Origin of the sequence: Bacillus cereus ATCC 14579 (assembly GCF_000007825.1) — a bacterium.
In the GTDB taxonomy this organism is placed as follows: Bacteria; Bacillota; Bacilli; order Bacillales; family Bacillaceae_G; genus Bacillus_A; species Bacillus_A cereus.
In genome coordinates this window covers 1296445-1311950 of record NC_004722.1, presented here as the reverse complement: position 1 = coordinate 1311950, position 15506 = coordinate 1296445, and the positions used below count along the sequence as shown (strand labels likewise).

The following is a 15506-nucleotide window of genomic DNA, read 5'->3' as shown; positions in this document are numbered from 1 at the left end:
GTGGGTCTCCCACCTATCCAGCCCAATGTTGAGGTGGGAGTCTTACTCCCCACAAATAGCGGGATAACAATAGAAAGGAAATATTTATATGCGAAAATATACGATTGCATTATTCATCATTGTTTTGTTTTTACCGTCCTTCTTATTTCCTATTCAAGCAAATGCTCATACGAATAAAGTTGCTATTGTCATTGATGATTTCGGAAATAATATGAAGGGGACTAATCAAATGTTATCACTTCCCATTCCACTCACTGTTGCTGTTATGCCTTTTCTTCCTTCCACAAAAGAAGATGCAATAGCTGCCCATAAGAAAGGCCATGAAGTTATTATACATATGCCAATGGAACCTATAAAAGGTAAAAAAGAATGGCTTGGGCCGAAAGCAATTACAACTGATTTAAGCGATGAAGAAATAAACAACCGACTTGAACAAGCGATTCAAGAAGTACCGCATGCAATTGGAATGAACAATCATATGGGGTCAAAAGTAACAGCGGATGAAAGAATTGTTCGCCTTATACTTGCTGCTTGTAAAAAACACGGTTTATTTTACTTAGATAGTAAAACGAATCCTAATAGTGTCGTCCCAAAAATCGGAAAAGAATTAGGAGTTCCTATTATTGAAAACCAACTATTTTTTGATGATGTGTATACAGCAGGACATATTTCAAAACAAGCCCAATTACTCATCAAAAAAATTCAAGAAAAACCTATTATGGTAGCTATCGGGCATGTGGGCCCTCCAGGTGAAATTACATCACGCGTTATTGAAACTTCTATCCCTAAAATTCGTGAGCATGCAGACTTTATTTTCTTATCTGATCTAGCATTATCCCCGCCTCCTGTTTCAAAATAAAGTTCATTACTCACATATAATCAGCCCTAACCAATTGGGCTTTTATGGGCAATCCGTCCCCCCACTTAACTTCTTTACTTGCGCTGAATTTTGAGGCTCGGATTTTACTGCCCACAAATGGCGGGACAAAAAAGTACCTATCTATATATAACAGATAGGTACTTTTTTTAACTTAAATATAATCTACATGACTCACTCTGAATCCTTTTTTCTCTATTTTTCCGATTAATTGCTTTAATCTTGTGTCATCTAACTCATCTGATATATTTACAATAACGCGGCGGATATATTGATCACCGTTATCTAACGTAAATAGGCCACCGATATTATATGCTTTTAACAATGTCCCAAGCTCTTTAATCGTTCCCTTACAATCTTGTGTTGCAATTGTTAATATATAACCACCTGTTCGCATACCAAATGAATCTTCAATAACATCAAATATATTCGAATGCGTTAACATCCCGACAAATTCATTATAATCATTTAGTACGGCTAAAAACGGAAGCCGACGAATTACATAAAAAGCTCTGAAGAATGAATCCTTTTCAAAAATAAATGCATTGGAATCATCAAGCATATCCCCTGCACTTACATGCTCTAATCCGCTATTGCATTTTTTTTCTAATAAATCTACTTTATAAATAATCCCCGTGAATTTCTTCTCATCTTCTGCTAATACCGGGATGGCTCGAAATCCCGTTTCGTTCATCATTTGCAGTGCCTCTTCACCAGAATCATTTATCTTGCAAAATGTTACTTGCTGCTTTGGCAGAAAATGATATTTAACTCGCAAAATATGTTCCTCCTTACATGTCAACATGTAATCTATATATAATAAGGAGACCTATATTTTATGAGTGAAATTATTTTTAAAACGCTTTCATTTATTTATTAACTTGTATCCATATCACATCCATTTTTATATAACAGAGCTCCTTGCACCCTTAATCATTAATAACTTTACATGATAGTTCATTAAATATTCTATACCCTCTAGCCATTTTTTCGCTTCTTCTGGCGTTTTTCCCCACACAATCATGCCGTAATTATGAACAAGAACTACTCCTCCACCTTCAATGAAATTCGGAACATTGCTTTCTAATAAATCAGCGAATTTTTTTCATCTTCTACAATTGGAATTGTCATTTCTGTTATACCTTCTTTTCCGAAAACACGCTCCACACTGCGTTTATCGAACGTTACTTCTCCTTCTTCCCCATATAACTCTGATATTAAATGACTATCTACAGTCTGCACTTGTAAAATACATCCTGCACTACTTTTTTTATAAATATCCGCATGCATAAATGACTCTGCAGCTGGTTTTTCTTCATTTTCAAATACTGACTCGCACATGCAATTTACGACAATAAAATCTTCTTCCGAAAATAGCCCTTTATCTCTTCCCTCAACATTTACTAAAAATGTTAACGGCTCTTTTGACGTACATAGCGATAAGCTAATTTTGGTACCATAAAACCAATCACGAAGTGCCAATTCAGATTTCACATCTTTTAATTCATTCCATTTCTTCAGAAAAAATAACATTTCGTCACCCCCGGCATAATATTCATATAAGGTTCGAATCCTTTCTATGTAAAAGGAATATTTTTTGATTATTCTAAAAATTTAATTGAATTATCACATGAGAACGCTTTTTTGTCAATATAGTTTCGTGGTTCTTCTTTAAAATAGGCTATTCATATGTCTATACTCCTATCTATTTCCTATTTCATTATGCACATAAAAAATACGCTATTCTTTAATTAAAGAATAGCGTATTTTCCTCATTTTTTATTCCGCATTAACGGGCAGCCCGATTGGTGAGGGCTACTAATCAGTGGGGAATGAACAAAACCCCCACTGAATAAAGTTTCACTTTATTTCTTTATTGCATTATACAAAAACTGTGCGTATTGTTCACGTGTTACGAAATTATCTCCTAAAAAATTCCCTTCCCCGTCGCCTTTTGATATTTTATTATCCACTAAAGCTTTCACATATCCTTTCGCCCAATGGCCATTTGGTACATCTTTAAAATTCTCTGCACTATTTTCATTTTCTTTTAACTGAAATACTCTTTGTAGTACTACTGACATTTCATATCGAGTTAATACTCCATCCGGACGGAACATACCATTTCCATAGCCTGTCATAATTCCAGCTTGAACCACTGCATCAATAGCCGTTTCATACATATTTCCTTTCGTATCTGTAAATGCCGTTTTTTGTTCTAGATTATTTTCTAATTTTAAATATCTTTGTATTAGAAGTGCTACTTGTCCACGAGTAATGTTATCACCAAATCCAAATTCACCATTTCCATAGCCTATAAATAATTTTTCTTTCGCTAAGTAATTAATTGCTTCTTCTGACCAATGTCCCTTTGGTACATCTTTAAATTCTACCACTTCTGTTTTCTCATCTTCTTTAGATGTATTACCGTCTTTACTTTCTACTACATTTTGAATAACAGATCCTGTAAAGAAGATTCCTGTATCCGCGAATGGATCTTTCACACCAAATTCATATACTTTCTCACCTGGTGTACTCCATTTCACTACACCATTACTATACGTACCATTATCGCTCTTCAGACGGATTTTCGTAGAAATCTCACCATCTTTTTCATATATAGGTACTTTTACTTCTTTATTTACTTCTGTTTCCTCTAAAAATACTTTTTGATTTTGGACATTAATATAAGCCGTCTTACTTAGTTCTATAACTGGTCGGACATCACGGATTTCATTTGCAACAAAACTTAGAAATACTAATTTTTTTAAATTACTAACTGGTGATAAGTCTGAAATATAATTCGCTTCTAAATCAAGCTTTTGTAAGTTTACTAAACTTGATAATGGAGTAATATCTTTTAACTCGTTGTTGGGTAAGTTTAAAATTTTCAACTGTGTCATCTTACTTAGAGGAGTAACATCTGTTATTTCATTTTTCCCTATCCATAGCTCTTGTAATTGATTCAATTGATCAATGCCTGATAAATCTTTCACTTTATTACGTGTTAATACTAAATCTTTTAACGGTAACGTATAAAGCGGTTTAATATCTTCAATTTGATTACCTGCTAAAGTTAAGTATGTTACATTTTTCAAATTGCTTAATGGAGCAACGTTCGTAATTTTATTATTTGCTAAATTCAAGTAATCTAGTTGTTCCATTTTCGCTAATGCTGTTACATCTTCTATTTGGTTGCCTGATAGAAATAAACTTTTTACATTTTTCATTTCAGTTAGTGGTGCAACGTTTGTAATTTTATTATTACTTAAATCAAGGGATTCTAAATTATCCATCTTAACAAGTGGCGTTACATCTGCAAATTCATTACCACGCAAAGCTAAATGATTTAATTGCTTTAAGTTCGCAAAGAACGACGGATCCTTTATCTTCGCATTCGCAACTGTTAAAGATTTTAAATTTGGCATATATTTTAATGCACTATAATCAAGTATCTCATTTGTATTTAAAAACAAATCCTTTACTTGTAATAAATCTTCTTTCGTAATTGGTGTATTTAAATCTTTTCTATTAAATACTTTTTTATTAACAAGCTCTCTTAATTTGTTATCTGTTATCATATTTTGATTATCAACTGGATTATCCGTTTCCGTATTTCCTGAATTAGAGTTATCATCTGGTTTCTCTGTTTCTTTGTTACCTACAGTTGGATCTTTAATTTCAAATTGAACTTGATATTTGTGATCATATCCAATAGCTGGAATAAGTATATGCATTTGCATATTGTGCTTCTTCTCAAACTCGCCAATTTCAAATTGAACTACCTTCGTTCCATTCTTCCTCTTATCTTCTGACAAAACCTTCACATCATGAAATACACCAGGCTGGTTTTTATCTTCTATTCTAAGATATTGAAAATAATCGCTATCTTGCATTGTTACAGTGACAATTTTTTTGCCAGCTGCAATCGTTACTTTAGGATCTTTTATATATTGAGAAACCATAGATGGCTCATCTTTTTGGTCCTTATATATTTTAATCTCAGTATCATACGTGCGATCACTCGCTGCTGCTACCGATTGATTTGCTTCAACTTTTAATGCCGCTAATGCTGGAGTAGAGTACGTAGCAAATGGAATCGCTAATGTTGTCGCTACTACTAGCGCCTTCATATAATTTTTTTTCAAAATAATATCCCCTATCATATATAATTTTCACAATTGATAACATTTATCAATTAATCACAAATAAATGATAATGAATCTCATTATCATTGTCAATGAGAATATTACATTAAATTTATATTTTTAAAGGTACAAAATAAAAAAGCCCTTTATTCAAAGGGCTTTTTTACCTATCGTATGAAGAATTTCACTTTTTTCCTTCTCATTGATGACACCTATTTTTTGCAAAATATTCGCGTACAATACAAGTTTATTATATATTCGTTCTGACATGTTCTCCCTTCTTTCCTTCGACCAACTTTTTTTGTATTGGTAAATTATATGAAAGAGGTGAGAAAATGTGTCCACTTTTTGCATAACTGCAAATCTTTTATTTTACGATTTACAGATAATAAAACTCCCTCCTAAAAATTAGGTGGGAGTTTATGTGCTTTCACTGTATTTAACAAACTGTCCACTGAATATTATGCTTCATAAGTTCTTCTTCAAAGCTATATGGCATTTTTTTATCACAAATTACGTGTTGAATACGCGAAATTGCTGCTATACGATAATTCCCTTTCACGCCTACCTTCGTATGATCACATAAAATATATGTTTTCTCAGCTAATTTCATCATCGCCTCTGACAATTTCGCTTTCTCTAATTCAAAGCTGGAAACTCCAAAACTAGGTAATAACCCATCAATCGAAACAAACGCTTTATGAAAATGGAATTGCTGTATGACTTGCTGAGAAATAGACCCTGATACACGCGAATGCTTTGGAGATACTTTTCCACCTATAAATAAAACTTCACCATGAAACATCTTTTTATTAATAGAAGAAATTAATTGTGTTGCGACTGGAAATGAACTTGTTACAATTGTTAAGTTCTTACGATGAACAAGGTATGGAACCATCTGAAGCGGTGTACTTCCATCATCAATTGCAATGACATCACCATCTTCTACAAATGTCGCTGCTTTATAACCAATTCTTTTCTTCTCTTCTATATGTAGCATTTCTCTTTCTAACATTGGTGCCTCTACTCCAGCGCCTGGAAGTTGAACAGCTCCACCATACACTTTTTTCAGCTTCTTTTCACGATCTAATTCTTCTAAATATCGACGAATCGTTTCTGTTGATACAGCAAATTCTCTCGCTAATTCTGAGACCTTTACTTTCCCTTTAAATTCTACCTTTTCAAGAATGGTTCGCTTTCTTTCTTCTCCTACTACAGACATAGCTTCACCTCATTTATATCTCCCTTATAAACTTCCTTACTTATACAAAGTTATAATTTTCTTTATAAGTAGAAACTTCTTCATGAATATGAATACCGCGCTTTGCTAGCTCATCAAAAATCAATTGTGGATTTTCAAAGGCTTCTTCAGGCGTAACAACACCCACCCTATTTACATTTCCATTTGCAATTAACTCTGTAGCAACCCCAAATGGAATACCGACGTTTCTCGTATACGCTCTTAATTTTTCCCATCCTACAACAGAACCATCAGATAACGGATGTGTATGATATAACACATGTCTTTGCTTCTCATTATTTTTCATACCTATTACTTCTACATGAAGTGCATAACCATAAAGCTCTGTTTCTTGACCTTCTTTCGATTGCAATAAATACTGCGAAATACAATCCATAATTCCTATTTCTTTCCCGTTTATTTCAATCTGATCATTACGCAATATGCCGTAATCATATAAAGCACGTACAAGTTGCATATTTTGCTTTGGCCAAGTTCCTCTCGTCTCTATCAGTTTGACACCTTTATTTTCTAGTGCCTTTGCTAACGTAATCGTTTCAGAATGCGGAATGATATACTGTGTTGCCTTACCATAAGGCGCTGGCAATTCTATTTCTCTCGGACGCGCAAACGGAAGTACTTGCTTAAATTCACCATCTTCATACACTATACGCGATGATAAATGTGGATCATATTCATATGTCGTTGTCTCTGTAATTGAAGCAGAAAAAGCAATCGGACGATACGAACCGTGACTTACACGGACGGACTCTACAGTATCCAGTTGATTTGCTGCATGCATTGCCATCATTTGCGTTACACCTGGCGTCATGCCAAATCCAGGTAAACATGTTTTTTCATTTTGAACAAATATAGCATGCGATTCATTTTCTTCACCAAATCCATTTAAGTTCACACCGTGACAGCCTGCTTCTGCAATACAGCGAGTCGACAATCCGTTTAGCTTTATCGTCGTACCGTCCATTACAATGTCATAACCTTTCATTTTTGCAACCGTATCCTCGTGATTCGTTACATCTACTTTTACAAAATCAACACGAGGATCGTTGAGCCATTCTACTACTTTACGGCCCTCTTCCTCGTTAAAATCGGCTACAGTAATCGTCTCAAAAGATGAAAATTGAACTAAATCCAAAATAGCTTCACGACAAATTTTACCTGCTCCACCTAAGCAAAATACTTTCACCCAATAACAGCTCCTTTAGCAATACAATCAACTAAGCGATTAATATCTTCTTCATGTACATCACCGATATTTCCAATGCGGAACGTATCTACTTTCGAAATTTTCCCAGGGTAAATAACAAATCCATAACGCTTTAATTCATTATATAACTGTTGAAACTCAAACCCCTCTTTTGGATAAATGAAAGATGTAATAATAGGAGATTGATATTTCTTATCTACTAGTGGCTTAAATCCGATTTCTCCCATTCTATTCACTAGTAGTTTTTGATTGTTGTAATATCGATTGTAACGCGCTCTTACTCCACCTTCTTTTTCTAGCTCAAGTAGCGCTTGATAAAAAGCATGTACAACATGTGTAGGTGAAGTAAAACGCCATTTCCCATTTTGTTTTTCCATCGTTTCCCACTGATCATATAAATCAAGAGATAAAGAGCGTCCTTGCCCTTTACACTTCAATAATTCATCACGTTTTGCGATTACAAATCCGAATCCAGGAACCCCTTGAATACACTTATTTGCACTACTAATTAAAAAATCAATTTGTAAATCAGCAATGTCTATTTCAATCCCGCCGAAACTACTCATCGCATCAACAATTGTAACCTTTCCATACTGTTGTCCTAATTTACATACATCTACAATTGGATTTATAATTCCTGTCGTTGTTTCACAATGAACAACTGCAATATGCGTAATCTCTTTATCTTCTTGCAATAACTTTTCTACTTCTACAATATTAGTAGGTTCCCACTCTTCTGTTTGACTGATCACTACATCAATCTGTAACATCTCTGCCATTTGCACAATTCGCTTACCGTACGCACCATTTGTACAAACGAGAAGCTTCCCATTTGCCGGAATAACAGAACCAATTACTGCTTCAACTGAAAACGTACCGCTTCCTTGCATTAACACTGTTGTATATTTCTCTTCTTCCTTCGTCGCTAACGATACAAGTTTAGCTCTTACTTCTTGCACCATCGTATTATATTCATCATCCCACGTACACCAATCGTATAGCATAACTTCTTTTACTGATTTTGTTGTCGTTAATGGTCCTGGTGTTAATAATAAGTAGTGATTTTCATTCATGATCCCGTGCCCCTTTTATGAAATAATAAGTTCTTGTTTCTCGATATGTTCCATTACGTTTTCGAGCTCCTGCATCGTTTCAATCGTAGAATGAGCCCCATTTTCAGCAAACCGATTACGAACTATTTATATTTTTTCGCGAAGCTCTACCGAATCCATACTCTCCACTTCATATTGCGTTAAACCAAGCTCACTACTTCCAAGAATTACACCAACTGTCCACATTCCAGCATTTCTACCTTCTTTCATATCTGATACTGTGTCCCCTACTTTTATCATATGGTTCATCGGATACACACCAAGTTCCATTGCATTTTTATAGCACATCCATGGATATGGACGGCCTGCTGGAACATCATCTGGCGTAACAAGAAAATCAGGTTTATATCCTTGTAACGCTGCTTCCTTTGCTACAATTTCCATCATTTCTCTCGTATAGCCCGTTGTTGAACCGATTTTAATGCCTCTCTCACGTAAAGAAGCGATTACTTCTTTTACCCCATCAATCGGCGTAGCATAACTTGGTAAAATAGAAAAGAGAATTTCTTCAAACTCTTCATACATCTCATGAATGTCTGCTTCTGTTGGTAATTGACCGAAGACACGCTTCCACTCATCCGCAATACGAGGCATTTCTGTTAGTGCCCTTACATGATCTATTTTTAATAATCCCATTGGCTTACGTGCTTCTTCTGCTGTAATTTCAACGCCGCGTTTTTGAAAAATCTTCATGAATACTTCTAGCGGTGCAAAACATCCGTAATCAACCGTCGTACCTGCCCAATCAAAAATAACTGCTTCAATTTTCATTCTGTCCATCACCCTTCTTACTTATCTTTTTTGCCATTGTGAAGTTCGGTTACGAAGTGCTTTCGTTCCCCATTCATATACAACTCTCACTACAATATTTGTAACAACAATAAGTACACTCATTGCAGCTGCTGGCGCTACATTTCCTGCATCATCCATATTTACGATTGATACGGCAGCTAGTTTAAAATCAGCTGCATATAGGAATACAACTGCCGATACAGTTACCATTGAATTTACGAAGTAGTACATTCCCATTTCTAAAATTGCTGGTAAACACATTGGTACTGTTACTCGGAAGAATGTTTTATAAAACGGAATACCCATCGACTGCGAAACAAGCTCAAACTCTCGGTCTAATTTCTTTAAGGCAGTCGTTGCCGTGACAAATGTTACAGAATAAAAATGAATGATATTTACTAGTACTAATACAGCGATTGTTCCGTATAAAGAATGAAACGGATTCGTTACTGATAGTCCAAGAATTTGAATCGTTGGTTGACTAAAGAAAAAGACATATCCTAATCCGAGTACTAAACCTGGTATCGCTAACGGCACTATAGAGAAAAAGTAACCTGTTTTTCTGAAAAATTGTAGCTGGTCTATTTTCTCAATTGCATATGCGAATGCAAATGTTAAAATCGCCCCAATAACTGCTGTAACTGCTGAAACAATTACGCTATTTTTAAATGCTTCAAGTCCATCTCCTGTTAAACTTGAAAAATTAAAATGCTCAAATGTAAAACTCATATTATATGGCCATACTTTCACACTTGCAGCAATACCAACTGCAACAAATAATAGAATGATCATAAGGGTAATCACACTACAATATATGAATGAAATTACATCTCTTTTCTTATTAGCTATTATTCTGTACGGTACTGCTTTTGAAGATAAGAAATTCGCCTGCTTTCTTTGCGTAATACGATCAACTACAAATGCGAATATAGCTGGGATTAATAAAATCATTCCGACAGTTGCACCCATCGGCATATTTTGCTGTCCAATTACTTGTTTGTATACGTCAGTAGCAAGCACATTATATTGCCCACCAACAATTTTTGGTGCCCCAAAATCAGTAAAACTAAGTGTAAACACAACAAACATTGCACTAATTAATCCGTACTTTACACTAGGTAAAGTAACCGTGAAAAATTGCTTTGTTTTACTGGCTCCTAACATATTAGAAGCTTCATATAAACGATAATCAGATCCTTGAAAGGCAATTAGCAATATGAGAAAGGCTTGCGGAAATGTATACATAACTTCAGCTATTACAATTCCTACTGGTCCATATAAAGGGATTTGTATACCTTCAAATAAACCAAACATTCCTTTCGTTACTAGCCCTTGATTACCAAATAAATATGTAAGTGCTATACCGTGCATCATCGTTGGTGCAAACAATGGTAATAACGCTACATACTGAAATACGCGCTTTCCAAAAACATTCGTACGGGCAATTGCATATGCGTAAACGAATGCGATTGCAACTGAAATAATTGTTGTTGCGCCCGAAATCCATACTGTATTTTGTAAAGACTGAACTAAAGTTGGTGTTGTGAAATATTTACTGAAATTCGATAAACCAACGAAAACTCCATCTTTATTATAAAAAGCTTGTGTAAATAGTTGTAATAGCGGTAATACAAGTATGATAAGGAAAGAAAAAATCATACCGATAATTACGAGCCTTTGGATCCATTCCTCTTTCCCTATACTTCTCTTAATCTTTTTTTTCGTACTTTCTACCTTATAGTTTTCTAACATCTCCATCTATACAATGACCTTCTTTCCATATGACAACATATGATTTTCTGAGAAAGAGATTTGAATCGGCTTTCCTTTTCTAATAGCCGTTGCTTCTACTTCTGATGCTAATATATCCACTACAATTTTCTCATTATAAAGGTGTGTGTTTTCTTCTAAGACTCGCACTTCCGTCCGATATACAGATCCGCGAAATTCCATACTTTCCACAACTGATTTAATACCGTCCTTTTGTACAATTGTTACATGTTCAGGACGAATTGCATGTTCTTCGTTATTTTTCGAAAAGAAATTAATAGAACCAATAAAATCTGCCACAAACGGATTGGCTGGTCTTTGATAAATCTCCTCTGGTGTTCCAATCTGCATAATTTCCGCATGATTCATTACAACAATTTTATCAGCCATCGTTAATGCCTCTTCTTGATCATGCGTTACCATAATCGTCGTTACTCCTATTTTCTCTTGCAAATCACGCATTTCCCTACGTAATTTTTCACGCACTTTTGCATCTAAAGCTGATAACGGCTCATCGAGTAACAAAATATCTGGAGACAGAGCGAGCGCACGTGCAAGTGCTACTCGCTGCTGTTGTCCACCAGACATTTGAGCAGGATATTTATCTTTTACATTCAGCAAATCTACAAGTTTTAACGCATCTAGCGCTTTCTCTTTCACTTCTGCTTTCCCATATTTTTTTGTCTTTAAGCCGTATTCAATATTTTCAAGTGCTGTTAAATTCGGAAATAAAGCATACGATTGGAAAACCATTCCGAAGTTTCTCTTTCCAGGAGGCAATGCTGTAATATCTTTTCCATTCACAGCTATACTGCCAGTCGTTGGTTCCTCTAGTCCCGCTAAAATGCGAAGCAACGTCGTTTTCCCACAGCCACTTGGGCCTAATAAACAAACAAACTCATTTTTTTTCACAGTAAAAGAAATATCTTTTAACGCTGTAAATGCATCAAACTGTTTTTGAATGTGTTGAATTGATAAATATTCGCTCATTTTTCTCTCTCCCACTCACTTACTTTTTCGGTTCTGCTTTTTGGCCAAACTCTTTTTCCCATTTTTCTAAAATTTTGTCACGATTTTCTGCTGCCCATTTAAAGTCATTCTTTTTATATAATTTTTCCGTAACATCTTTCGGGAATCCCTCTGGAAGTTTATAGTCATTTTTAATTGTCGCAAATCCATTTTTCTCAAAGTATAACTTCATTACATCATCAGTAATTGCCCAATCTAAAAATGCTTGCGCTAATTTATCATTTTTCGCATTATCTTTCTTAATAAGTGCGTTCGCTTCTACTTCCCATCCTAATCCTTCTTTCGGCAGTACAACTTCAACTGGTGCACCTTTTTGTTTCTCTTTTAAAGCACTATAAACCATTGATACACCGACTGGATATTCACCTGCTCCTGCTAATTTTGCTGGTTTTGAACCTGAATGCGTATAACTTGCCATATTATCATGAAGTTTCTTCATGTAATCCCAGCCTTTATCTTCACCCATAATTTGTAGCCATGCAGAAACTGTTAAAAATCCTGTTCCAGATGATGCTGGATGTGGCATAACAAGTGTTCCTTTATACTCTGGTTTCGTTAAATCTTCATATGATTCTGGCATCGGTAAATTTTTCTTCTTTAACTCTTCTTTATTTACAGCAATCCCCGTCATAAATGCAGTATTTCCTACCCATTTTTCAGGTTGCTTATCATCTTTAAATTGTGGAAGAACACGATCTGCTCCTTTTGGAGAGTATCCTTTTAACATATCTTTTTTATCTAAAGCTAATAGACTTGATGCCGCAGTTCCCCATACAACATCTGCTTGTGTATTTTTCCCTTCAGCTAGTAATTTCGCAGTAATAACTCCTGTTGAATCACGTACAATGTTCAATTTCACATCAGGATATTTCTTTTTAAAGGAATCAAGATAAATTGGTACAAGCTCTTCTTCAATGGCTGTGTAAACAGTTAATGATCCAGATAATTTGTCATCTTTCACTTTCGCTCCAGCACTTTCTTCTTTCTTTGCACCACACCCCATTAATAACGAAAATACCATTCCAGTCGCTACAGCTTTAAAGATTGTTTTTTTCACTGTTTCTCTCTCCTTTTACAAATCTTATGTACAACTCAAATATAAACAACTAGTGTAAAAGCAGTATTAAACCAACATTAATCTTTTGTTTGTTGTTTGTTTTTGTGTAATACGTTGCTACTTCTATGTTTTTTCGCATTTTTCTGCTAATAGAAAACACTAAATTTACAAATAATTAAAAAAACCTTTATAATCCCACAAAAAAATGAGGCGTTTGTAAAAAACGCCTCATTTTTGTTTCCCTTTTTTTGAATTACGATTAGCATACTTTGCGCTATTTTCTCCTTCATACTCTAATGCAAATTCTGCATCTGGTAAGCTTTCTTTCGGAGTTTTATTATTATTGATTGCCGCATTTTGTTTCACTTTTCTTTTTACCAATACATTCACCTGCTCTCAAGAAATCACTTTCTACTCTATTTTGAAACAACTTAAAATAATTATTACTGGCAAGTGTTAACAAGTACATAAGAGGCGTTCGATGGAAATACTACATATGAAGAAACCATTATAAAAAGGAGCGATGATTTTGAAGAAAAAAGAAAAGATTCAATCACCGATTTTAGACGAAACGCTCCCGCATCAAATGAATTTTCCATCTTTTAAAGGAACAGGAAAAACGATGCAACAACCTTTTGTGAATCAATATGATGTTGTAATTGGAGACAGTAAATATAATTCCGAGAACAGTCCGCTTAACAATTGGAGTGATGAAGTAGATCCTGCCATTATGGCTGGCGATGAGTGGATCCATCCTACAAATGATATTGGCTGGATTTCAGAAGAAAATCAAGAATTGCTAAAAAACGAAGCGGATAATAAAAATGAAGCTTTTATGCATCCACAATTTGGCATTAACGACTAAAAAACCATTCTACCTAACGTAGGTAGAATGGTTTCATACTATCCAATAATAATCCGCTCTTTCGGGTATTTATAGCGAGGTGGTTGTTCCCTTCCACCACTAGCTAAAATAAATGTTAAAATGCCAACGCGTCCGATAAACATAAGCACAATAAGTACAAGTTTCCCAACAGTTGTTAAATCAGGCGTAACACCTGTTGATAGTCCCGTCGTTCCGAAAGCCGAACAAACTTCAACAATTAAGCTCATAAGCGGTACATTTTCCGTAATAGATAAAATGAATAGCGCAGTAGCACATAACAAAATCCCCATCGTCATAACGACAGATGCTTTCAGTACATCCTCTTCATGTAGCTGACGTTTGAAGACTCTAACTGTTCTACCGCCCCTTGCAAAGGTGTATAGTGACAATATACTAACAGCAAATGTTGTTGTACGTATTCCGCCCCCAACCGAACTTGGAGATGCCCCTATAAACATTAGTATACTCATAAATAAAAGCGTCGGTTGTGACAATTCACGTATATCCATCGTAGCAAGTCCACCACTTCGCGTCGTCACAGATTGGAATAATGTATAAAAGACAGTTTCATGCCATGACTTTCCTACTAAAAAATGATTTCTCTCCAGTAAAAAAATCATAATTGTACCAACAACAACGAGTGCAAAAAATGTTGTTGTCGTCAATTTTGTAAATAATGAAAAACGGAATAATTGTTGTCTCCTTTTACTAAGGAATTGTTTCACTTCCATTAGCACAGGGAAACCAATCGCTCCTAAAATAATTAGTAACATATGAATCATTTGAACAATATAATCTTTTTTATAAGGAATTAATGATTGTCCTGTTAAATCAAATCCGCCGTTCGTAGTTGCACTAACAGCTGCAAAGAAACCGTGAAAATAAGCTTCTTGCCAAGTCGGAAAGTAAAGTAAAAATCTTGTACCTAATAGGATTGCTCCAATAAGTTCTATTGAAATAATTACAATCAAAATAGAACGCATCAATTCTACAAGACCCGATAAATTCCCTTGATTATGGTCTGCCATAATTAATCTTCTTCTTTGCAAACCAATCTTTTTCCCCGTAATGATCCAAACAAATGTACCAAGCGCCATAATTCCTAAGCCGCCTAATTGTAGAATAAGGGCTAAAACAATAATTCCTGCTGTAGTAAACGTATCTGAAATCGTAATAACAGATAGTCCCGTAACGCTTACCGCACTAACCGATGTAAAAAGCGCATCTATAAATGTCCATTTCACACCAGGCTTCGTAACAAACGGTAAACTAAGCAATATCACCGATACAACTACTGCTAACAAATAAAACAAAACGATGAGTTGTACAGGACGTAATTTTTGTAAAAACTTTTTTATATCTCTCAT

The 15506-nt window shown here is 35.0% G+C and carries 12 protein-coding genes and 2 pseudogenes; 2 read left to right on the top strand and 12 right to left on the bottom strand.

What is annotated here, in order from left to right; genetic code table 11:
- Positions 1-88 precede the first annotated feature (88 nt).
- A complete protein-coding gene (locus BC_RS06645; RefSeq protein WP_001234107.1) occupies positions 89-859 on the top strand; it encodes a divergent polysaccharide deacetylase family protein in 771 nt (256 codons plus the stop codon).
- A 172-nt stretch (positions 860-1031) separates the two neighbouring features.
- Here the strand turns inward: BC_RS06645 and cbpA are convergent, their stop codons facing one another.
- From cbpA to BC_RS06590, 11 genes and pseudogenes are all read right to left on the bottom strand, one after another.
- Positions 1032-1655, bottom strand: a complete 624-nt coding sequence (gene cbpA, locus BC_RS06640) for a cyclic di-AMP binding protein CbpA (RefSeq protein ID WP_001264206.1) — start codon at positions 1653-1655, stop codon at positions 1032-1034.
- Positions 1656-1781: 126 nt separating this feature from the next.
- Positions 1782-2410, bottom strand: a pseudogene (locus BC_RS06635) (class II aldolase/adducin family protein).
- A gap of 332 nt (positions 2411-2742) precedes the next feature.
- Positions 2743-5043 (bottom strand): NEAT domain-containing leucine-rich repeat protein, encoded by a 2301-nt coding sequence (locus BC_RS06630; protein ID WP_002195301.1) that lies wholly within the window; start codon positions 5041-5043, stop codon positions 2743-2745.
- A 421-nt stretch (positions 5044-5464) separates the two neighbouring features.
- Positions 5465-6247 (bottom strand): DeoR/GlpR family DNA-binding transcription regulator, encoded by a 783-nt coding sequence (locus BC_RS06625; protein WP_000117668.1) that lies wholly within the window; start codon positions 6245-6247, stop codon positions 5465-5467.
- Positions 6248-6287: 40 nt separating this feature from the next.
- A complete protein-coding gene (locus BC_RS06620; protein WP_000862165.1) occupies positions 6288-7472 on the bottom strand; it encodes a saccharopine dehydrogenase family protein in 1185 nt (394 codons plus the stop codon).
- Complete coding sequence (phnW, locus tag BC_RS06615) at positions 7469-8566, bottom strand: 2-aminoethylphosphonate--pyruvate transaminase (RefSeq protein ID WP_001004774.1); 1098 nt, start codon at positions 8564-8566, stop codon at positions 7469-7471. Before phnW ends, BC_RS06620 begins: the two co-directional genes overlap by 4 nt.
- A 15-nt stretch (positions 8567-8581) precedes the next feature.
- Positions 8582-9376 (bottom strand): annotated as a pseudogene (phnX, locus tag BC_RS06610) (phosphonoacetaldehyde hydrolase).
- Positions 9377-9397: 21 nt separating this feature from the next.
- Positions 9398-11155, bottom strand: coding sequence for a putative 2-aminoethylphosphonate ABC transporter permease subunit (locus tag BC_RS06605; RefSeq protein WP_000425522.1), 1758 nt, complete (start codon positions 11153-11155; stop codon positions 9398-9400).
- Entirely contained in the window at positions 11156-12157 is a 1002-nt protein-coding gene (locus BC_RS06600; RefSeq protein WP_000006189.1) for a putative 2-aminoethylphosphonate ABC transporter ATP-binding protein, read from the bottom strand.
- A gap of 19 nt (positions 12158-12176) precedes the next feature.
- Positions 12177-13253 carry a putative 2-aminoethylphosphonate ABC transporter substrate-binding protein gene (locus BC_RS06595; protein ID WP_000750893.1) on the bottom strand — a complete coding sequence of 359 codons (1077 nt, stop codon included), beginning with the start codon at positions 13251-13253 and terminating at the stop codon, positions 12177-12179.
- A gap of 228 nt (positions 13254-13481) precedes the next feature.
- Positions 13482-13619, bottom strand: a complete 138-nt coding sequence (locus BC_RS06590) for a hypothetical protein (protein ID WP_162200384.1) — start codon at positions 13617-13619, stop codon at positions 13482-13484.
- Positions 13620-13782: 163 nt separating this feature from the next.
- Between BC_RS06590 and BC_RS06585 the strand changes: the two genes are divergently transcribed.
- Positions 13783-14118 carry a DUF3905 domain-containing protein gene (locus tag BC_RS06585; RefSeq protein WP_000726024.1) on the top strand — a complete coding sequence of 112 codons (336 nt, stop codon included), beginning with the start codon at positions 13783-13785 and terminating at the stop codon, positions 14116-14118.
- Positions 14119-14156: 38 nt separating this feature from the next.
- On the opposite strand, the gene BC_RS06580 is transcribed toward BC_RS06585, so the two are convergent.
- The gene (locus tag BC_RS06580; protein WP_001204707.1) at positions 14157-15506 is read right to left on the bottom strand and encodes a TrkH family potassium uptake protein; all 1350 of its coding nucleotides are present in this window, start codon (positions 15504-15506) and stop codon (positions 14157-14159) included.

Excerpts from the sequence above, each read along its gene's own strand:
- BC_RS06645 (WP_001234107.1), top strand. The coding sequence starts at position 89 with ATGCGAAAATATACGATTGCATTATTCATCATTGTTTTGTTTTTACCG.
- BC_RS06630 (WP_002195301.1), bottom strand. The coding sequence starts at position 5,043 with ATGATAGGGGATATTATTTTGAAAAAAAATTATATGAAGGCGCTAGTA.
- BC_RS06625 (WP_000117668.1), bottom strand. The coding sequence starts at position 6,247 with ATGTCTGTAGTAGGAGAAGAAAGAAAGCGAACCATTCTTGAAAAGGTA.
- phnW (WP_001004774.1), bottom strand. The coding sequence starts at position 8,566 with ATGAATGAAAATCACTACTTATTATTAACACCAGGACCATTAACGACA.
- BC_RS06605 (WP_000425522.1), bottom strand. The coding sequence starts at position 11,155 with ATGGAGATGTTAGAAAACTATAAGGTAGAAAGTACGAAAAAAAAGATT.
- BC_RS06600 (WP_000006189.1), bottom strand. The coding sequence starts at position 12,157 with ATGAGCGAATATTTATCAATTCAACACATTCAAAAACAGTTTGATGCA.
- BC_RS06580 (WP_001204707.1), bottom strand. The coding sequence starts at position 15,506 with ATGAGAGATATAAAAAAGTTTTTACAAAAATTACGTCCTGTACAACTC.